Source organism: Lacticaseibacillus sp. 30, from assembly GCF_053819265.1.
In genome coordinates this window covers 90,267-111,449 of sequence record NZ_JBSOQX010000008.1, presented here as the reverse complement: position 1 = coordinate 111,449, position 21,183 = coordinate 90,267, and the positions used below count along the sequence as shown (strand labels likewise).

The 21,183-nt window shown below is 47.3% G+C and carries 19 protein-coding genes; 5 read left to right on the top strand and 14 right to left on the bottom strand.

Annotated features, from left to right (window positions below):
• Positions 1-234: 234 nt before the first annotated feature.
• Positions 235-924, bottom strand: a complete 690-nt coding sequence (locus tag ACWPAB_RS07355; protein WP_003566791.1) for a 2,3-diphosphoglycerate-dependent phosphoglycerate mutase — start codon at positions 922-924, stop codon at positions 235-237.
• A gap of 233 nt (positions 925-1,157) precedes the next feature.
• Between ACWPAB_RS07355 and ACWPAB_RS07350 the strand changes: the two genes are divergently transcribed.
• Together ACWPAB_RS07350 and ACWPAB_RS07345 are read left to right on the top strand one after the other, a co-directional pair.
• Positions 1,158-1,364 (top strand): hypothetical protein, encoded by a 207-nt coding sequence (locus ACWPAB_RS07350; RefSeq protein ID WP_003566793.1) that lies wholly within the window; start codon positions 1,158-1,160, stop codon positions 1,362-1,364.
• Positions 1,365-1,456: 92 nt separating this feature from the next.
• Positions 1,457-2,527, top strand: a complete 1,071-nt coding sequence (locus ACWPAB_RS07345) for a zinc ribbon domain-containing protein (RefSeq protein ID WP_003575963.1) — start codon at positions 1,457-1,459, stop codon at positions 2,525-2,527.
• Between the two features lie 106 nt (positions 2,528-2,633).
• Here the strand turns inward: ACWPAB_RS07345 and ACWPAB_RS07340 are convergent, their stop codons facing one another.
• The 3 genes from ACWPAB_RS07340 to ACWPAB_RS07330 form a co-directional block, all read right to left on the bottom strand.
• Entirely contained in the window at positions 2,634-3,728 is a 1,095-nt protein-coding gene (locus ACWPAB_RS07340) for a serine hydrolase domain-containing protein (RefSeq protein ID WP_003580388.1), read from the bottom strand.
• On the bottom strand, positions 3,721-4,794 hold the full coding sequence (locus ACWPAB_RS07335) for an AI-2E family transporter (protein ID WP_003571106.1): 1,074 nt from the start codon (positions 4,792-4,794) through the stop codon (positions 3,721-3,723). The genes ACWPAB_RS07340 and ACWPAB_RS07335 overlap by 8 nt, the downstream gene beginning before the upstream one ends.
• Before the next feature lie 84 nt (positions 4,795-4,878).
• Positions 4,879-5,580, bottom strand: a complete 702-nt coding sequence (locus tag ACWPAB_RS07330) for a class A sortase (protein WP_003566834.1) — start codon at positions 5,578-5,580, stop codon at positions 4,879-4,881.
• Between the two features lie 451 nt (positions 5,581-6,031).
• Here ACWPAB_RS07330 and ACWPAB_RS07325 point away from each other — a divergent pair, with 451 nt between their 5' ends.
• Positions 6,032-6,442, top strand: coding sequence for a GtrA family protein (locus ACWPAB_RS07325; RefSeq protein ID WP_003566836.1), 411 nt, complete (start codon positions 6,032-6,034; stop codon positions 6,440-6,442).
• A gap of 53 nt (positions 6,443-6,495) precedes the next feature.
• On the opposite strand, the gene ACWPAB_RS07320 is transcribed toward ACWPAB_RS07325, so the two are convergent.
• The 10 genes from ACWPAB_RS07320 to thrC form a co-directional block, all read right to left on the bottom strand.
• Positions 6,496-7,428 carry a diacylglycerol/lipid kinase family protein gene (locus tag ACWPAB_RS07320; protein ID WP_003571110.1) on the bottom strand — a complete coding sequence of 311 codons (933 nt, stop codon included), beginning with the start codon at positions 7,426-7,428 and terminating at the stop codon, positions 6,496-6,498.
• 210 nt (positions 7,429-7,638) lie between these two features.
• Complete coding sequence (gene spxB / locus ACWPAB_RS07315) at positions 7,639-9,399, bottom strand: pyruvate oxidase (protein ID WP_003580404.1); 1,761 nt, start codon at positions 9,397-9,399, stop codon at positions 7,639-7,641.
• Positions 9,400-9,962: 563 nt separating this feature from the next.
• Complete coding sequence (locus ACWPAB_RS07310; RefSeq protein ID WP_003566843.1) at positions 9,963-10,865, bottom strand: glycine betaine ABC transporter substrate-binding protein; 903 nt, start codon at positions 10,863-10,865, stop codon at positions 9,963-9,965.
• Positions 10,866-10,876: 11 nt separating this feature from the next.
• On the bottom strand, positions 10,877-11,728 hold the full coding sequence (locus tag ACWPAB_RS07305) for an ABC transporter permease (RefSeq protein WP_003566845.1): 852 nt from the start codon (positions 11,726-11,728) through the stop codon (positions 10,877-10,879).
• Positions 11,721-12,944 (bottom strand): quaternary amine ABC transporter ATP-binding protein, encoded by a 1,224-nt coding sequence (locus tag ACWPAB_RS07300; protein ID WP_003571116.1) that lies wholly within the window; start codon positions 12,942-12,944, stop codon positions 11,721-11,723. The genes ACWPAB_RS07305 and ACWPAB_RS07300 overlap by 8 nt, the downstream gene beginning before the upstream one ends.
• Positions 12,945-13,212: 268 nt before the next feature.
• Complete coding sequence (gene sfsA / locus ACWPAB_RS07295; RefSeq protein WP_003580410.1) at positions 13,213-13,944, bottom strand: DNA/RNA nuclease SfsA; 732 nt, start codon at positions 13,942-13,944, stop codon at positions 13,213-13,215.
• A 106-nt stretch (positions 13,945-14,050) separates the two neighbouring features.
• A complete protein-coding gene (locus ACWPAB_RS07290; protein WP_003566853.1) occupies positions 14,051-14,512 on the bottom strand; it encodes a universal stress protein in 462 nt (153 codons plus the stop codon).
• A gap of 48 nt (positions 14,513-14,560) precedes the next feature.
• Positions 14,561-15,820, bottom strand: coding sequence for a carboxylate--amine ligase (locus tag ACWPAB_RS07285; protein ID WP_003580413.1), 1,260 nt, complete (start codon positions 15,818-15,820; stop codon positions 14,561-14,563).
• 284 nt (positions 15,821-16,104) lie between these two features.
• On the bottom strand, positions 16,105-16,986 hold the full coding sequence (gene thrB / locus ACWPAB_RS07280) for a homoserine kinase (protein ID WP_003585404.1): 882 nt from the start codon (positions 16,984-16,986) through the stop codon (positions 16,105-16,107).
• Entirely contained in the window at positions 16,952-18,466 is a 1,515-nt protein-coding gene (gene thrC, locus ACWPAB_RS07275) for a threonine synthase (RefSeq protein ID WP_003585406.1), read from the bottom strand. The genes thrB and thrC overlap by 35 nt, the downstream gene beginning before the upstream one ends.
• A gap of 108 nt (positions 18,467-18,574) precedes the next feature.
• Here thrC and ACWPAB_RS07270 point away from each other — a divergent pair, with 108 nt between their 5' ends.
• Positions 18,575-19,774 carry a homoserine dehydrogenase gene (locus tag ACWPAB_RS07270; protein WP_003580423.1) on the top strand — a complete coding sequence of 400 codons (1,200 nt, stop codon included), beginning with the start codon at positions 18,575-18,577 and terminating at the stop codon, positions 19,772-19,774.
• Complete coding sequence (locus ACWPAB_RS07265) at positions 19,771-21,117, top strand: aspartate kinase (protein WP_003566864.1); 1,347 nt, start codon at positions 19,771-19,773, stop codon at positions 21,115-21,117. The genes ACWPAB_RS07270 and ACWPAB_RS07265 overlap by 4 nt, the downstream gene beginning before the upstream one ends.
• Positions 21,118-21,183 lie beyond the last annotated feature (66 nt).

Genomic DNA, 21,183 nt, shown 5'->3' with positions numbered 1-21,183 from the left:
CTCGAATCGGTTAATCTGATTATCAAGCAGTCAGTCAATTGGCGCAACTAGCTGCAAGACAATTCGAACACTTTGTCTAGACGCTGGTATGCTTAAAACAATAAGCTCACGGTAAATGGTCCAGTCAAACAACCCCAACCAAATTTGACCGCAAACAAATAGACGACCATCCTCGCAACTAAAAGTCGCAATGACAGCCGTCTTTTTCAATCACTTAAGCAATTGATTTTTGGATTAGTCCAGCTTGTTCTTGCTGTTGACGTTCAACTTTTCGTCGAAGTCATAAACAACAGGTTCGCCAGTCGCCATTTCCAAGTTCATGATGTCTGCATCGGAAATGTTTTCGATGTACTTGGTCAAGGCGCGCAGTGAGTTACCGTGGGCAGCGATGATAACATTCTTGCCAGCCAACAGATCCGGTGCAATATGATCTTCCCAGAATGGGATAACCCGTTCGAGGGTCACTTTCAGGTTTTCGCCGCCAGGAATGATCCGTGGGTCAAGATCAGCGTAACGACGATCCTTAGCAGCTGAACCTTCGTCAGTTGCCTTCAACAATGGTGGCAAAACGTCATACGAACGACGCCAGATGTGAACTTGATCGGCACCGTATTTATCAGCGGTTTCCTTCTTGTTCAAGCCTTGCAAAGCGCCATAGTGACGTTCGTTCAGGCGCCATGTCTTCATTTCTGGAATCCAAAGTTGATCGGATTCTTCCAAGACGTAATGCAGGGTCTTGATCGCGCGGGTCAAAACTGAGGTGTAAGCCTGATCGAATTCAAGACCAGCTTGCTTAACCAATTGGCCAGCATGCTTTGCTTCTTCGACACCCTTTTCACTCAGATCAACATCCACCCAGCCGGTAAATTGGTTGGACAAATTCCATTCACTTTGCCCGTGACGGATCAATACTAATTTCGCCATATCAGAGAATACCTCGCTTTTATGATTTGACAGTCTTCTGCCTGTTTACAGAATCTCATGTTACACCATTTTCAGTAAGTTCGCACCCGCTTTCTCTGGTATATTGGAAAGGGATTGTTGCCAAAAGAACATACGACGCAAATTAACTGCGGCTTGATTTGCTTTTGGCAACTTTTAGCACGCATCACAATCATAATTGTCACCTTTTACTGAAAATATTTCTGGAGGTTCATGTGAAAAAAATTTGGCTATCAATTGCTGGCGTTTGGCTCATCAGCGTCATTTACTTTATCGTCTATCTGACAGTTCCCGCCATGCAGGTTGCGGTTAATGCAAGCGGCCTGTTGTCATTGGTTCATGGTGTCATGGATCTAATCTTACTTGGCGGTGCGTTTGCCTTAATCGCAGGCGCGTTATATCGAATATTTCATCGTCGTTAATGATAAAGACAGTTTTTTGTTATACTCTTTTTGTACAACTTTAATTTCATTCTTTATATTCAGCACTCATACATATCTTTGGAGGGAACACTATGTTTAAGATTTGTCCAAATTGTGGTGCGCATAATACTGCCACCGCTAAATTTTGTACCCGATGCGGCACCAGTTTAGCCGGTGTCGTTGCAACAGCCGAAACGGCGGTTCAAAGTGCACAACCGACTTCTGAGAATGAAGCCTCAACCGCCAACACAGCAGCTGTTAGCGAACAATCTTCAGTGCCAAGCAGTCTAACTTCATCGTCAGCTCAGAATCAACCCGTAACGCCGCAACAAGCGCAAAGTCAGGTCACCCCGCCTGACAACAGTCAGCAGCAAGTGCCACCACAACCAGCTAGCACACAGACACAAAGTCAGCAAACGGCTCAAGGACCAGCACCGACAGCGCAGCCTTACCAGCAGGCTGATCAAACGCAGCAACAAGCACAAACACCGCCAGAGGAGCCGAATCCCACGGTGGAGGCTACCAAAAAGTATGCTGGCAGTTACTGGCGCTATCTGGTCGACAGCATTAAACATCCTGCGACTGTGACGCGACCATATCACCAGTATTTTGGACTAACCAGTTTAGCCATCACGATTGTTAGTTTGGCATTAACCATTGCCTTGATGACTGGTTCCGCAGTGTCGTCATTGCCAGGCGCAATTGCTAGTAATGTGTTGATAACCTTCCTAAAATTAGTCTTTCTAGTGGCGGTCCTGATGATTGCAGTGGTCGCCGTCTATTACTTAGTCGTCAACGGCATGCTTGGCGATCGGCGCCGATCTTTTCTGACATTTACCACCGAGTATGCCTTTCACTGCAACTGGATGGTCTTTTTCTCAGTGTTCACGCTGCTCATGCAAATGCTTGGTATGATTAACATCGGTTCAATCTTCCTGATTTGGTTGCTGCTATCGCTGGGCAGCGGGTTATTCGTCATCTCTGGCACGTATATGTTGTTCACCGCTCAGTCAACCAACCGTTTTGATAAAATCTACGCCTATCTAATCGTTGGTATTTTACTAGTCATCGTGTTCTTGATCATCATGACGTTCGGCCTTTCAAGTATTCTCGGCGGCATTGGTCAAGGTATCAATGATTTTGGCCGCAGCTTTAACTTTTAGACAAGTATCTACTGCTTAATCCAGCGGCTTTTTAGACAAAAATAGGCCTTAAGACCTGACACATGGGTAGTGTCGTGATCTTAAGGCCTATTTTTTTGGTCGTCACTCAATTGACCAATGCCTCTAGGTTCTGCGCAAGACTCACGGTATCAGTTGACATTGTATGATTGCCAAACAAGACCACACCGCTTTTCGCATCGGCTCGAAAATAGGCTAAGGTGCTGAAACTTTCCGGATTGTCGTTGTACATTCCCTGTAATAACCGCTGGTCGTCTAACCACATCACGCCACTGGCATATGGATTACCATCCCCATAATTGGCGTTAATCAGCTGATGATAGACTTTTAACGGCATGATTTTCCCAGTCTCTGCCGCAATGATGACTTTAGCCAAGTCCGTTGCGCTCATATACACACTGCCGCTGCCCAACAAAGTCGACAACAGGGCGTTGCTCAGCTCATCTGGTTGATAATCGTTATCACCGGCTGTTAAGTAGCCCTGCGCAACAGGCATCTGCGCCGTCAACGCCGTAAAGTTATGGGTGTGCGTCAGTTGTAGCGGGGTGATGATCGTTTGTTGTAAGACATTCGCAAAACTTTTACCCGTAACTTGACGCACAATCCCCGCTAGCACTGCATAGTTAGCATTAGCATAAATGAAGCTGTGGTCGCCAGTTGATCCCATCTGCTTGAATGTCCAGTCCAAAATAGCCTGCTCCGAGGTTAAGGTTTGATCAGGCGTTAGTTCGTCCATTTGAATACCAGAACGGTGATCTAATAACTGACGAATCGAGATGTCCTTACTATGATCAATTTTCGGGAAAAACTTGGCCAGTTTGGTATTAAATGACAGTTTGTGCTCGGCAATCAAATGACCGATCACCAGTGCCGTTAAGTATTTTTCAACCGACGCCAAAGGAAACATTGTCTCGCCGTTATTGGCTTCATGTTGACCATGATCCGCGTCACCGACGCCGCCAGTATAAACAATCTGACCGTTTTTAATCAAAGCCACACTACCCGTGAACGCCGTTTTCTTAATCAAGGCTTGGGCATGTTTGCCGACTTGCGCTTGCGGCACCGGACGCGCCACAATTTTACTAGCTTGGCGTTGATGATACACCCACGCCATCGTTAAGCCCGTTGCAGCCACCAACGCTACCGCCAATACAATCACAATCAGCCAACGGTGTTTATGCATCGTCATCGTGCTCCTTGGGCTGCGGCACACTCGCGTATGTTGATTGCTTGTGCGCCGTACCAGCAATTTTCTTGACGCCCAATACATCTAGGAAAAAGGTAAAGATCGGAATGCCGACAATCAATCCCCAAGTGCCAAATAACCGCTCTGCCACTAACAAAACGACAAAGGTAAAGAAAACTGGCAGCTGTGTCCGGCTGCTCATGAACTTCGGATTCAAGACATAAGCTTCTAGCACATGAATAGCTGCAATCATGATCAAAATGGTGAGAACATCTTGCCAACCGCCGACTGTATAACCAATAATCGTGAGCGGAATCAAGGAAATAATCGCTCCGGCAACTGGGATCAAGGAAAGTAAAAAGACCATAATCGCGAGACTAGGGGTGTTCGGCATTTTTAAGAATAGTAGCGTAATCGTTGTGATCACGGTATTCACAACTGCAATAAAAATTTGTGCTTCCATCACAACGCCAAAAGTATTGATAAACTTCATCGCGAAATATTGCAGATCTTTGAAATACCAGCCGAACGGTGAATCCAGAAACAGTTGGCCAAACGCAGGCAAGCTGTCAAGCTCAATCGTGAAAAAGAAACTAAGAATGAAAGAGACAAACAGCGTCAATCCCATGGCGCCGATATTGCCGGCGTATTGTAGCACCGTGGTCACGCCAGTCTTAAGTTGTTCCGTCAAGTTGAGACTCTTCGTGCTTTGCAGCACCCATTGCATGACCTGATTGTTGGCGAACGCCTCACTGTTATAAAAGTTTTGCACAGAATTAAACAAGCCAATCGTCTGATGAATAATCGCTGGCACGTAATGCACTGCAGCGTAGACTAGGCCTAGGATCACAAGTATGTAAACTGGCACCACAATCACAAATGGGCGAATATGAACATGCCGCTGAACAGCGTGGACTAAGCGGCTGACTAGGAACGCGAAAATGAAGGTCAACAAAATATCGCTCATAATGCTGCGAGCAAACCACAACAAGAGAAAGACTGAAAACAACACCACTGTGCGCCTAACCGGAAGATTATTGATGAACTTTTCGTAACCTGACATACTTTTCCCCACATTCTTAACGAGATACACTAAGCCTGCCGCAAAATCAAAAAAAGCGCAAGCATTCGCTCGCGCTTGCCGAAATTATAAGAAAACCTTCAAGTGTTGCTTCGTTGCCTTTTTAACTGACTGAAGCTGGCCTTGAATAATAATGCGATCCACTTCGCCTTCAGTTGGCGATGCACACGTCACCATTGTAATCAGTTTCTTACCGGCAACATCATCAATCCACTGAACTTGGGTTTCATTAACAACCTGTTTACTGGTCACTTTATACGAGTAAACTTTCTTCATATCGGTGATATAAATGATGTCGTCTTGCTTCACATTTTTGAGCGGTGAAAACAAAATACCTTGATTGGTCATGTAGTGACCAGCTAAAGCGTAATTACCTTCGCCCATTTTTTGATCGGCTTTCATCGTGCCTGCCCCTGCACTGAGATTCTCGTTTGATAACCCTTTAAAAATAGGCAATTTCAAACCGACACTGCGAATGGCAACTTTGCCAATAGGATGCAGGTCACGGTTAAGCGCGGCATTGCCAACTGTATTGATATCAAGCGCTTTGACCCCTTTGAAATCAAAGGTTGCTTTGCGTTTTTCATTTTTGTTGACATTGTCACGGTCAACTTGTGCCATCGTCCACTGGCTAAGATGATCGACCACAAATAATTTAATGGGTTCATTGAAGATCAGCGCTAATCCCAGAAGGATACCGAGCGTAAAAATGGTTCGCCAAAGCCAACGATGTTTACGCGGTGGCTGTTTTTTATTAGATTGTGTCATCGTCATCCTCCTCGGGGAAATCATACCTTGAAACGTTGTGAGATTCAAGCAAGGGTGCTTGGGTGAACGGATCAATTGCGGTTTGTTGTTTTGATAAATAAGTTGTTTTTCTGTTCTGCTGTCGTTGGGATGTTCGCTGTAGTCCGAGCTGGCTACGCGGCGATTCGGGGTGGCGACCGCGAAGCTAGAGTGGTGGGCACGACTTCGAGCCCACGCGCAAAACCCGCGCGCAGTCTCGAAGCTCGGCCTCCTTGTAGGCGGTAAACCGCCAACAAGGATTTCACCACTGAGCCCATCGCCGCTCCGCCAGCTCTCCAGATTCTATTTTAATTTTAAAACGGTATTCTGATCTACTCATGCAAGAACGACCCACAATGGCCCCACAATTGAAGTTCTACATGCCCCACCTGCCATGGTATACTATTGAAAGTTTGCATAGGAGGCGCCTGTTTTGAAGAAGCTTTTTCAACTCTATAAGCGTTATGAAATGATCATCAATTACCTGTTTATCGGCGGTTTGACCACGTTGATTAACTTTGTCACGTTCTTCGCCATGCGGTATTTTGGTATTGGCTTAGTTTTGACCAATACAACGGCGAATATCGTCAGTGTCATTTTTGCTTTTTTTGCCAACAAAAGTGTCGTTTTCCACAGTGACTACTCAAGTAAGAAAAAGTTCTGGTTCGAGTTAATCAGCTTTCTTGTGTTGCGTGGGGTCTCCTTGTTGCTGGATAACTTGATCATGATCATCGGGGTCGATTGGCTGCATGGTAATGAGATTCTCGTCAAAATTTTAGATCAGGTCATCATCGTGATCGCCAATTATCTCTTCTCAAAATTGATTTTCTTACGCAAAAAATAACTTCATGAAGTGTGCTGACCCTTGTCTTTGTTGCAGGCGGCTAGCACGCTTTTTTAAGTTGGCAGCAAAAATAGTTGCTTGGTTTGATGCAGTGTCACCTGAATCGGGGTTGAATATTCTTCGCCGTCAATTTGAATCGGTACAGTCGCTGACGTGGCGAATTCAAATGTCTGACCTTGTGCGTGGTGCATGGCGCGGTGAACGGAACGGCCGCTGAGAATGGCGAACAGCACCTGAAGCAAAATGCCCAATTTTTCGCGATGCACCTGGACAAAAGACAAGGTGCTGCGATTATCTGCTTTATTTGGGAACAGTCGCAACCCGCCACCCAAGAATGGATGATTGGTAAAAACATTGAGATAAGCGTTGTCGATCGCCATGCCTTGACCGTCTACCTGCCAAGTCGCGGGAAATCTTTTCTGTTGCCGAAGTGCTTTCAGAATGCTGGCGGCATACGAAAGATGACCAAGCTTTAGGGCATTTAATGCCGCCTTGTGATCGGAATGGTTTGTTTGATACACGATTTGTGCATCCATGCCAATACCAAAGTTATTAATAAAATACTGAGTCCCGTACTTGGCCGAGTCTGCCACCCCGATTTTCAAGGCATGCGGCATTGCCGTTGTCAAAGCCGCCGCAGCTTTTTTCGGGTCCAGAGGAATATGGTTGGCGCGGGCAAAATCATCACCTGTTCCGGTTGGCACATAGCCAATGGCGACTTCTGGATGACCTTGTCGCTGCAACCCATTCACAACATCGTGTAGCGTCCCATCACCACCAATCACGATCAGTTGAAGATCGTCCATCTTGTGTTGATAAGCCTTGATGAGTCGTTCGGTCACCAACCTGGCATCACCAGCCTTGCGCGTCTGACTAATATGCAGTGGCGCAAAGTGGGACTCAATGATTGCAACTAACTCAGGTAATTGCTTTTTCCAGCGGGCATTCCCCGCACTGGGATTCATAATCACTTCAGCAAAAGGCATTTTTCTTACTCCGTCTCATTAGATAATTGGTCAAAAAGCGATGATATTCTTTATCGGCGATGACCACTTTTATCATATGATACCTTTTTCAAGGCGGCTAAACACGTATTGCGCTTGCCAAACTGACTCACTTAGCTTACTAGTAGCATGGTGATTAAAAACAGCACGGCCAGCGCCGTACTGTTGTTTAATCCATTTTTTAATCACTAGTTAAGCCACAGGCACCTTGTGTGTCTTCAAGAATTCACTCAGCGGTACCAATCTTTCCGCGTAGTAACGCTTCTTGAACGCAGCAATCGTGTCTGCGTCAAACTGGTTAGGATCCAATTGCAGATGCTCAACTGGAATTGGCCGTTCGTTGGTGATTTTGGCATCAATCAAGGTTGGTTTGCCGGCAGCCCGGTTGGCTTCAGCTGTTTCAAAAGCCGCTGGCAATTCGTCAACTTGGGTGACAGTAATGCCGGTCATACCCATGCCTTTCGCAACCGTCGCAAAATCAATCGCTGGCATGTCGATCCCGAACCACTCGTGACCATCGTCCTCCTGCTCATCTTCAATGTACCCTAGTGCATTATTTGAAAAGACCACATTGATGATTGGCAAATGATAACGGACTTCGGTATCCAAGTCCTGCATCACCATCGCCGCGGCACCATCCCCAGCCAGGTTAAAGACCTGTCGCTTTGGGAAGCTCAATTGACCGGCTAATGCGGCCGGCAATCCAGCGCCCATCGTGGCAAACAACCCACTGGTGGTCCACGCTTGGCGCCCATTGACTTTCAGTAACCGGACAGCATTTTGGGTAACATCCCCGACATCAATCGCAAAAATGGCATCATCAGTAGCAATGCGGTTAATTTGGCCGAAAACTGGTTCGAAGCGCATTTTCCCGGTTGTCCGGGTCATCATATCGTCATTATACTGATGCCAATTTTTCACGTTGTCGACATTGGCTTGATACCAGCCGCTGCGTGGTGCATCGTCACTACGATCAATCATTTTCTTCAAGGTTGCCGGAGCATCCGCCAAAATGGCAACATCTGTGTGATGGCGCTTGCCCAATGTCTTCGAATCTGCCTCGACCTGAATAAACTTGGCGTTCGGTGAGAACATGACTTCAGCAAACGGGTAATTTGAACCGACAAACATGATCAAGTCAGCAACTCGCAACGCTTCATTCGCTGGTTTTGAAGCCACCCGAGCTGCAGAACCAAGCAGTGATTCAAATTCGTAAGGGATAATCGGCTTGCCAAGTGCTGTCGTAATGACTGGCATCTGTAGCTTTCTGGCCAGCGTCATCACCGTATCAGCAGCCCCACGGACGCCTTGGCCAACGTACATCACGGGCCGTTGCGCTGCGCCAATTAAGCGCAACGCCGCATCTACTTGCTCGTCGCTGCCAGCTGGTAAAACTGGGGTGGCGTGGGTAGCTGCTGCACTGTAGTAGCCATCGGCTGGAATTTCTTCGGCTGCCAAATCATTGGGAATCACAACAATCGCAGCTCCACGGCCGGCATAAGCACGGCGAATAGCCTCGTCAATAATATGCGGCAGACTAGCCGCCGTGGTAACCGTCCGCGCATACAAAGCGGCATCTTGAAACATCGGATCTTCATCCAGCTCTTGGAAGAAATCGTAATTCATGAAGCGTTGTTCAACTTGACCCACAAGAAATAACGTCGGCACCTTATCCATTTTAGCGTCATACGCCCCTTGAAATAGATGGGTTGCACCGGGTCCCGCTGATCCAAATGCCACGCCAATATGCCCAGTCAATTTACCATCCGCCACTGCAGCTAGCGCACCGACCTCTTCATGTCGGACGTGAATATACTTTAAATTGTCTTTCTCTTCATCCAGCGCATACATCATATTGTTAAAAGTACCGCCGGGGATTCCGTAAACATGTGTCACACCCCAGCTCTCAAGTGTCTTCAACGCGGCGACACCAGCCTTAATGGTCTTTACCATAAGAATCCCTCCCAAAAAGTGATCGCGAACAGGCACGCTTAGAAGTCGGCACATATGTGGGCTTCTGCGACGACGAGCGCGTTATTCAGTATCTCTCGCGGTTATACTAGATTTGTTTTAGGCATAAAGCAATTATTTTGTTCAGAGCACGAGGTGAGGTTGGGACATCATTCACAGCCAACAACAAGGCGACAATTTCCATACAAAGCTGAAATAGTTGGCCTTATTCTCATGGATCATTTTTATTGAGATTTAAAGATACCAGTGCCAAGGCGGAGCAATCGTAGGCCAGATGGGGCTCAGCCGTGCAAACAACACAGCGACCGGGTTTCGTCACTGATGTTGTTAGGCGACTTCGAGACCGGGCTTTGGGCTCGAAGCGCCGTCACGCTCTAGCTCCGCGTCGCAAGCCACATCTGGCCGGAGATTGCGGAGTTTGGCACGGCAAAGAATGTTAGTCTTAAGCTTCCGCTCGATTAGCCGTCATCATCTAAACCGCCCAATCGCATAACAAAAAAACGGCGAACCCCCCATATCAAGGAAAGCATTCGCCGTCATCAAACTTATTTCAAATCTTCAATACTATTAATATTCTTCATATACTTCGGCACTGCCAAGCCGACCTTTGCACCATCTAAGTTCACGCCAAGATCAACAACTTGATTCTTATAATCAGAATAAAGTTTTGCTGACGTATTCGGTAACCAAGCAGAAACCTGAGCATCGGCAGCTTTAGTTGCAACTGAAGCCCAAACTGGTTGTGGTTCCATTGCCCGAATCGTCACGTTATACCCTATTTGCCGCAAAACAGTTGCAACAACATTGGTGGATGCGATTTCCGAATCCCACGCAATATAGGTCATCGTCAGTTTAGGCTTGCCGCTAACATGCGTCACACCCTTGGTCCACTGTGCGATTTGTTCTGGGTGCTTCTTAACGAAAGCTTTGGCTGCCTCGGCAGGATCTTTGCCGCCGTTGACCGCCAGCATCACACTGGACATTTCTTCAGGCGTCCAGTGGAACTGATCTAATACCTGATAAGCTTGCGGTGCATCCTGCTTAAGGCCCTTCCGCACGATTGTATGAATCTGTTCGGTTTTGCCGTAAACATTTTTAGGATCCTTGAGAAACTTTAGTGGAAACTTGGTGAACATCCAGTGCGGCGTCCAGCCAGTGACCACAATCGGACGTTTGTCGGCAATCGCCTTTTGCAACGTACTGGTCATAGCGGCGGTGGAACTTGGTTGCAACTGCCACTTTTTATCCACAAGACCATAAGCTTTCAGCGCTTTGTCTGTACTGGTCATGACCCCAGCGCCAGCATCAATCCCAGTAATGGTGTAATTGATTTGCGGTCCCAGCGGCTCTTTAGCGTCATACTTAGGCTGCGTGCTGCTGCAGGCGGCAAGGGCACCGACAGTGATCAACACCGCTAGCGCCGCGGCAATCTTTTTCAAAAAAGTCAAACGGCCACCTCCTAACGACTTCGATTGAGACTTTGCGTGATCCGGTCAAGAATGATGGCCAAAATCACGATGGCAAGCCCGGCGACAAAACCGCCGCCAGCATCATTACGGCCGACTGCAAAGTAAACCTTCGTACCTAAGCCCATCGCACCAATCATCGAAGCAATAACAACCATTGACAGGGCCAACATCATACTTTGGTTGATCCCGGCCATAATGGTTCCGCGGGCAAACGGTAACTGCACCTTCAACAATTGTTGCCAACCAGTTGCCCCAAATGCGACCGCTGCTTCATTTAAATCAGCTGGTACTTGCGTAATGCCAAGCTGCGTCATACGAACTGTCGGTGGCATCGCGAAGATAACCGAAGCTACAACCCCGGGTACCATCCCGATACCAAAGAAAGCAACGGCTGGAATCAGGTAAACAAAGGCCGGCATCGTCTGCATGAAGTCCATCAATGGTTTCACCACTGCGGAAACTGACTTGCTTTCGGCCGCCCAAATTCCCAGCGGTACCCCGATGACAATCGCTAACAAACTTGCGGTCAACACTAAGGTTAACGTTTGGGTCATGTCACGCCAGAAACCAAGGTTCCAAATCAACAGTAAACCAAGCAATTCAAAAATCAGTAAGCTGCGATATTTCTGGTCGCGTTTTAGATACCAAGTTAACGCGAGTACCAGGATGATGAATAACCAGATGGGAATAAAATCAAAGACAGCTTGGAAAGCATTCACAATGCCGCCGATGAAGTTCGTTAAAACCCCGAAGAAGCCGGAAAACTGGGTTAACCACGCAACAAATGAATCGACCCAGTGGGCCAATGGTAATGTGGGAATGCTGATTAAAATGTTAGACATTGACATTGACCTCCTGTCCAGATAATGCACCTAAGACGGCACCGCGAATGATGATCCCGCGTAAGCGATCATGATCGTCTACCACTGCAAATGGTACCGGTGTGGTGGAAACGGCGTCTAGTAAGTCTGCCAACGGCGTATCCATTTTAGTCGTTGGCACATCGGACTTAACAATTGAGCGCAGATCCTTTTGACCGGCATCAATAGCTGACCGCACGTCGTCGGCGTCCAAAATGCCGACGAGTTTACGTTTAGTATCCACAACATACAAACTTGAAATTTCATTGTCCCGCATCCGCCGGGCAGCCAAACGAGGACCATCTCTATCAATATTGACTGTGTTGGCCCGAATCATCACATTGGCAGCCGTATAAACCTGGCTGCGATCAACACCTTCAATGAATTTCTCAACATAATCGTCAGCAGGCTGGCTCAAAATTTCTTCAGGCGTACCAATCTGAACGATTTCGCCATCTTTCATAATCATAATGTGATCGCCAATTCGGAGCGCTTCGTTGAGGTCATGCGAAATGAAGACAATGGTTTTTTGCATATCTTCTTGCAAGTCCAATAATTCATCTTGCATATCGCGACGATTCAGCGGATCAAGTGCTGAAAAAGCTTCGTCCATCAGCAGAATTTCGGCATCGCTAGCCAGCGCGCGGGCTAAACCAACACGTTGTTGCATGCCACCAGACAACTGATCTGGATATTGATCGGCAAAACCATTTAAGCCAACCAAATCGAGTGCTTTGTTGGCTTTCATCTCGCGTTCATCTTTCTCCATCCCTTGAATCTCAAGTCCAAAGGCAGCATTTTGCAGAACGGTCCGATTCGGCAGTAAGGCAAAGCCTTGGAAAACCATGCTGAGCTTTTGCCGTCTAACTTCACGCAATGCCTGCTTATCAAGTTTGGCAATGTCATCACCGTCAATCAGTACTTGCCCGTCTGTCGGTTCAATCAACCGGTTCAGCATCCGTAAGGTCGTTGATTTACCAGAACCGGAAAGTCCCATAATCACAAAAATCTCACCGGTTTTAATCGAAAAATCAGCACGATCAACACCAACCGTTGCGCCGGTTGCTTTTAAAATTTCAGGCTTGGTCTTGCCGGCCTTCAACATTTCTTTCGCGCGATTCACGCGCTTACCGAAAATCTTGGTTAGCCCGCGAACCTCAATTTTTGTCTCGGCATTACTTTCAACTTTGTGTTGCATCTACTCACTCCTTGTTTTGAAAAACGTTTGTCATCGAATTGAAACAATGCTATCCATTCTAGAGATAGTTTGTGTGTGATTCAAATCACGGAATCTCATTTTCATTTTCGCCGCCATTAAGCGCCACATGACGTTCTGCAATTGATGCGCACAAAAAAAGCCCGTATCCGCATGAGGTTATGGGCTAGGGACAATCAGCGACTCGAATTTTGAGAGCTTCTCTGAAAGTCAAGGATAGATGAAATTTAGATGGGATCTTTTTCATTATTCACAAGCTGTTAAGATTAATCTCTGAAAAAGGCAAGTGTTCGTCGAATGGTATTTCGTTGCCTAATGTGATTTGATCTGGGCCAGTCATGGTGTCATAAGCCAGCACGCGAACGCCATTTTGTTTAGCAGTCGTGATGGCAGTCACTAGTTCAGGAAAACGGTCCCGATAAATGGTCATTTGGCGAATATCCGGTAATTGCACGATGAACAATAAAAATGCCTGATACCCTTCTGCCTGCGCCATCGTCAGCGTATGAACATGCTTGACGGCGCGAGTTGTTGGCGCATCTGGGAAAGCTGCTAGGGTGCCATTAGCCAACGTGACGCCCTTCGTTTCAACAAACCACGACTGGCCATCAGCGGCTTTTCCAGCAAAGTCCAGTCGCGAATCGCGCCAAGTCGATTCTGGATGAACGGCGTATGGCAAAGCGAGTCCCGGCAATTTTAAGGTGCCAGCTTCTAAACATTCCTTGGCAACATGATTGGGTGCCAGACTGTCGATGTTGATCCAGCGATCTTGCCGTTGAACAGCCAGCAAGTCATAATGCGTTTTGCGATTTGGGTTATCAACATAGCGGACACTGGCTAATGATCCCGGAATCAAAATTTCTTTATTGCGTCCGGTATTATTCATGTGGACAGGTTCGACGGTGCCATTCAGGTCAATTTCAACGGTAAAGCGACTCACCCGTTTGATGAGCTGCCCGACGCTGACATTTTGGTAGTACATGCGTTACTTCCTCCCCTTGTTGGGTGTTGGCCGCCATGAAAATAGCAGTCGCAACGATCCATGAAGAATCGGTACGACTGCTCATTTTTGCTGCACTTGACCGAAATCAGCGAACGATAATCACCGAGACCGATGCATCGCGAGCAACTTCGCTCGCAACATGACCAAGACGTAACCGACCGCGGCGAACATGAGAACCCATAATCACCAAATCCGGTTTGAAGGCTGGGATCACTTCGTCAAGAATGGCAGCTGCTGGCCGCCCTTCTGCAACGATCGGTTGTGCGTTTTGAACGCCAAATGCCGTTGCTTTTTCGACGTAAGTGTTCAGATCCTTAGCCAGTGTTTCCCGGGCCGCATCAACATCATCAGGTGTCAATGATTGGAAAATATTGAGGTCGCCGGTTTCAAGTACCGACACGATCCCCAACGGAATGTCATAAATCTTGGCAACCGTGCAGGCGTAGTTCAATGCCTTGCGCGAGGAGTCGTCATCATCATCATCAACCGCCAATAACAACCGGTTATAATGCATGGATTCAATCGTCAAATCATCTTCAGTAACCAAAAGAAATGCCCCCTTGCAAGTTTAGGTATCCCTAACAATGCCATTTTATCACATGTCGCCCTTATTTTCCGCAAAATACTGCTTAAACCGACCAACATAATTATGGAACATATATTTCATCAATAACCAGCGCTTGAATGTCATGTCCGGTTTATAAAAGACCGTCGTACCATAGCGTTTCTCTTTAAGTAACTGCAAGGCTTCCTTTTTAGCTTCGTTATCTGCAGAATACTGCTTGAAAACACGCTCTGGAACCCCTAGCCACAATTTATACTTGCTGTGGTCATCATTACCATAAACCGTTGGCGCGTCCTTCAAATCTCCCACGATGTAATCGCGAACAGGCCAGCTGGCAAGATTATACCCATTTAAAGTGACGAAAAAGCTACTCCGGCCTTGACGAATATTAATTTCAAACAGCTTGAACGTCTTGTCACGATGATCATACTTCATATCAAAGTTAGCAAAACCGGTGAACTTAATTGCTTCGAGGAATGTTTTGATCTGATCGTACAAATCCTGATCGAAAGCTGGCATGATCGCGACATAGTTACCGATTGAAGAAGGCGTAGGATCCTCAAGTAGCGGATGACCTAAGCACATCATTTTAACGTGATGATATTGATCAACATAACAGTTCAAAGTCCGCATGTTACTGTCATCACCTGGTACAAAGTCCTGCAAGATGAGATCAGACGTATAGCCGTTATCATAGATTTTGGCAATCGTATTCGTCAGTTCAACTTGCGAGTGAATCGTAAACGCCTTTTTGCGGCCTTCAAAGCGAATGTTCAACCATTCAACGGAATCAGTCGGCTTGAGTGCTACTGGAAATTCAAACGGTGCCGTGATGGTTGCGTTGCTTTCATACATCGACTTGGTGACGATTTTGGTTGCCGGATATGGCAAATGATACTCTTCGCAAACTTGATAGAAGCTCTCCTTACTATTCAGGCGCTTCAACAATTCATAATCAACATATGGGCAGATGAACCACTGGCTCAACTCATCCTTATGCTTGGAAACAAGTTGGGCATAGGTGTCCCCGCAAGCGATTAACAACAGTTTGCCTGGAGCATCTGCATGTACCTTGGCTACCTGCCGCATATTTTCAATAAAAGTCGGATCGGAATCAAAATGCTCGATCAGATGGACATTCACGATCCGCGAAAAACGCGTTGGAGCAAGTTGTTCGCGCGCATAAACATCAATCGCCCCACCGATCATCTCGTGGAACGAACGCGCCATACCATACACATTCATGTCACTGCCAAGCAGGATGGGGGTAAAACTGGGTGCATCTTTCATCTGAATGATAATCTCCTCGTTCAATAAGACGCGAATTCGGTCAACTGTGCGTCTTGAAATTTTCATTTTAAAACCTTGTCTGCCGATTCAATTATTGACAGCAGTCATCGTTAGACTCGTTTTGTAAGACGCGAAGTTGATTTTATCAATCAGCTTCCGTCCTTTGCCCCCGAATTATACCATAATGCCCCACCACGTTCACTTGCGTCAGGATACCATAACACTTTTTCAATAATCATGAATCAAAAAATACTAGGTCATGGCTACCTAGTATTTTCTGAAACTCACTCAAACTGTTCAACTTGTACGCCTTGTTGACTTGGCGCCACCACCTGTACTTGCCACTTTTTCCAACTTTCTTGAGCTTGCGCTTGTATCTGTGCGGCTGCCGCAGATGAGGCTGTGATCGCTAGCATGGTCGAACCAGAACCAGAAATCAAAAGAACACCACCGGCCGTCTGCACCACTTGATGAGCCGCTGAATAGTCTGGTATTAATTCCGCGCGGTAAGGCTCCTGCATCCGATCAGTCGCAACTTGGCGTAATAACAACATGTCGCCATCAGCCAGTGCCCGGGTCATCAAGGTACAACGGCCCATTTGATAGGTAGCATCTGCATAAGTCATGGTTCGCGGTAAAATTCGGCGGGCATCAGCGGTACTGACAGCATAGTCAGGGATCAAGGTCACAAAATGCAACTTTGAGCTGACGGTATACTGCCGAACGACTGGTTCATTTTGCGCCATGATCGTGGCACATAGCTGCCCGTAAATCGCTGGTGCCGCATTATCTGGATGGCCTTCCATCTCAGTAGCAAATCGCAACAGCGCCGTATCATCCCAACCGGCTTGATACCACGCATTAGCTGCGGCGATACCACCAACCACACATATTGCTGAACTGCCCAAACCGCGGGCACTCGGCACCGCTGAATCAACCACAATCCGCAGATTAGGAACAGGCTGATCAATCGCCTCGGCAAATTTGCTAAACGCCTGATAAATCAAGTTCTCATTGTTGGCGAAAGCTGGGTCATCGCCAATGATCTCAAGCTTTTGGGTGCTCATTTCAAACGTAAAATGAGCTTTGAGATCTAAGGCAAGTCCCAGCACATCAAAGCCAACCGCTAAGTTAGCGCTCGTTGCCGGAACGGACACGCTGATCATCGTTGAATACCTCCTTCGCCGCCCCAATAATAGCTTGGCCCATATCGGTTGGTGCCACAACAACCTTTTCCTGCGGTCTTAGCTGTTGAAGGTGAGCAAGATTCGGCGGAATCGGCACACCGCTAACCTGTTGCAACATTTGCATCGCAGCAAAGTCATCATCCGGTACGTGCGATTGTAGTGCCTTTGCCACCACGCGTGGAAATTTATAAGGGCTTGCGGTGGCTAAAAGCACATTCGGGGTGTTATCCCCAGACGCCGCCCGGTACTGCTGTTGAACCGCATAACCAACAGCAGTGTGCGGATCCAGCAAATACCCATCCCGATGCCAAACCTCGCGAATGGCATCTGCCACCTCTTCATCAACAGCAAAACCGCCAGCAAAGTCCGCTTGAATCGCGGTCAACACATCCGGCCGAACTTGATAGCGACCAGTCGTCTCAAGTTCCTGCATTAAATGCGCAACATACGCGCTATCTTCGCCACTCTTATAATACAACAGGCGTTCCAGATTACTGGAAATTTGAATATCCATGCTAGGTGCCACTGTTTTCAAAAACGGTCGGTTGCGATCATACACACCGGTTGCCAGAAAATCAGCCAATTCGTTGTTGGCATTGGCGGCCGCGATTAGTTTATGAACAGGCAAGCCTAGACTCTTAGCATAGTAGCCCGCCAACACATCGCCAAAATTCCCGGTTGGAACAGTGAAATTAACCTCATCTCCCATTGAAATGGCCTGTGTTTTAACCAGTTGGCTATACGCTGCAAAATAATACACAACTTGCGGAATCAGTCGGCCAATGTTGATGGAATTGGCTGCTGACAGGGTTACTTGCTCTGCCTGCAACCGAGCAGCAAAGCTAGTGTCAGTGAACAGGGTTTTCACTGCGCTTTGGGCCTGATCAAAATTGCCAGCGATTGGGAAAACTCGTGTATTGTCACTGCCCACGGTCAACATTTGGCGCTCCTGAATTGGACTGACACCATGATTAGGATAGAAAACCGTGATCCCAGTCTGCGCGACATCTTTAAACCCTTGCAGAGCCGCCGTTCCCGTATCACCGCTGGTTGCCGCTAAAATCATGACCCGATCATCAGGATCAAGTGCCAACTGCATCAAGCGCGGAAGCAACTGCAAGCCGACATCCTTAAAGGCACTGGTTGGTCCATGAAATAACTCTAAGACATGAAAATCCCCGACAGAACGAACTGGCGTGATGCGATCATCGGAAAAATGCTGATGATAGGCAAAATGAATCGCTTTTTTTAGTGAGTCGGTGTTAAAATCAGGCAACAGGATCATGAGAACTCGCTGAGCAATCGTTTCATAATCTAAATCTAACAGTTCATGAATGTTCAGCGTCTGATCGGCCAAATGCGGCAGGACAAACAAACCGCCTTCTTCAGAAATACCTTGTTTGATTGCCTCTTTGCTGGTTTTGCTAACCTGATGATCCCGTGTGCTCGTATATCGCATTTGAAGAACTCCTATCTCATTCGGCTTGAATTAACGATATGGATATGATAATCTGTTCGCATTAGAAAAACAAGTGTCTATATTTTATAAACAAGGAGCTGAGAATTTATGAAAATTGCCATCTTAGGTTTTGGGACTGTCGGCAGCGGCGTTTACGATATTATTGCAAATGGTGATACCCGAATGCGCGTCACCGCTATTTTCATTCGGCCAACGCACCCTGCGACCATGCCTGAGATGACAACAGACCTTGACGCCATCTTAAACGATCCTACTATTGATGTGATCGTTGAAACAATGGGCGGTCTTCATCCAGCACATGATTATATTTTACAGGCTTTGCAGCACGGTAAGCACGTGGTTACCGCTAATAAAGCCGTTGTCGCTAAATATTTGCCGGAGTTTATCGCTGTTGCTGCCCAGCATCACGTGCAATTTTACTTCGAAGCCACTACTGGCGGCGGCATCCCGTGGATTCGCAACCTTGAACGCGCCGCACGCATTGATCAGATCGATACCATCGAAGGCATTTTTAATGGCACTAGCAATTATATTCTCGATCAGATGCAACGCGCCCACCTCGATTTTGACCCCGTGCTCCTAGCCGCTAAAGATATGGGCTATGCCGAAGCCGATCCCAGTGCTGATATTGATGGCGAGGATGTGGTCAACAAGCTGAAAATTTCGGCAGCACTTGCCTACAACATGGCCCCACCACGTGATGTCCCAACTTTTGGTATTCGCAACGTCAGCAAAGCCGACATTGACTTTTTCGCAAGTCAACATCAGGTTTTACGGTTGATTGGTAAAAGTAAACGTGACGGTGACCACTATAGTATGGTCGTGGAACCGCGCTTGTATTCAGAAACCGCCTTGGCGGCCAATACATTTGAAAACTTCAATCTAATTCGCCTGCATGGACAAACGATTGGCGACCTGCAATTTTATGGCCAAGGCGCCGGAAAATACCCGACAGCCAACGCTATCGTGCAAGATCTGTACGATATCCTTGAAAATGCCCCGCATCTGGACCGTAGCTTCGATCAGCCGCTGCATTTTGACGCCAACCTGAATGTCACCGATTACGTTTTGCGCGCCGATCCCATGACCTTCGCGATGTTCAATGATCGCGAAACCGAGATCGTCAATGACCGGCTGGTGATCAAGCAAATACCAACTGGCGACATGCACAAACTCATGCGCGGCGTTTTGGCCATTGATGCCGATGCTTTTATGGCAGCAATCGGAGACAGTGAGTTGGCTGCTAAGGACGTCCTTCACCAGCAAGATCAGGAGGTGATCGGATGAAGGTCGTCAAATTTGGCGGTAGTTCCGTGGCCGATGCCGGTCAATTCCAGAAAGTTAAAGCCATAATCGATCAGGATGTGAATCGGCAAATCGTCGTGATTAGCGCAGCTGGAAAATATGGTAATGCTACCCGAAAATTAACTGATACGCTCTATTTAATTGCTGACGGCATGGAAGCCGGTCGAGATGTCGAACCGCTGTTTAATCAGGTCTTGGCTCGGCTAGAGGCCATCAACATTGCGCTGCAGCTCAATGTGCCGCTCATCAAACTGTTGCATACAATTCGCCATCATCTGGCCATTCGCTATTCTCGAGACTATCTGGTCTCTCGCGGTGAGTTCTTGACAGCCCACTTAATGGCAGCCTACTTAGGCTATACTTTTGTGGACGCCGCCAATCTTTTGTTTTTCAATAAAGCAGGCGCCATTGATGAAGCCAAAACTCAGACTGCTTATCAACAACTAGCCAGCCATCATGGTATCGTCGTTCCCGGTTTTTATGGTCGCGACGCAGATGGACATGTCAAGCTGATGCCGCGCGGCGGTTCTGACATTTCTGGTGCATGGCTAGCACGCTTGGCCCACGCTGATCTCTATGAAAATTGGACCGATGTTTCAGGCATTAAAATGGCCGATCCGCGTATCATTAAAGATGCCGACAGTATTGATGTGATGAGTTACGACGAATTACGCGAACTCACCTACATGGGATTTAGTGTTTTCCAAGAAGAAGCGGTGCAACCGGTCCGTGAATGTGGCATCCCGACGCGTATTTTGAACACCAATGCGCCAGAAGACCCAGGCACGCTGATCATTCATGATGATGACCCCGCCAATGATCTCAAAACAATCACTGGTATTGCTGGCCGTAAACATTATTTGGTCATCACGGTCCGCAAGTACCAGCTGGCCTTGCACTTAGAAGTCATTCAACATGCGCTCGGGGTAGTTGCAGCGCACCATCTCGTTGTCGATTATCTGCCCACGGGCATTGACAGTTTCAGTCTGCTCATTCGTGAACCGCGTCGTCAAGTCTCGGTACAGGAGCTGACCGCTGAAATCGCCGCTGCCTGTCAACCAGACAAAATGGAAGTCACCGAAAATGTTGCGTTAATCGCCATGGTTTCTCGTAAACTTCGACAACGACCAGCCATTGCCGGAAAAGTCCTCGCTTATCTGGATGATAACCTGCTCAACGTACAACTCGTTAGTCAGACCAATGACGATATCAATTTGCTAATCGGCGTACATGATCTTGATTACGACAAAGCTGTTCGGGTCATTTATAGCAGTATTCATCAAAACTTTCAGCGTCCGGCGCCTTATATTGAGGGGATTGCCTAGCACGTTACAAGCCTTGAATCGCATTTAATAAAAAAGCATCCTTTCCGCAAAAATTTACCGGAAAGG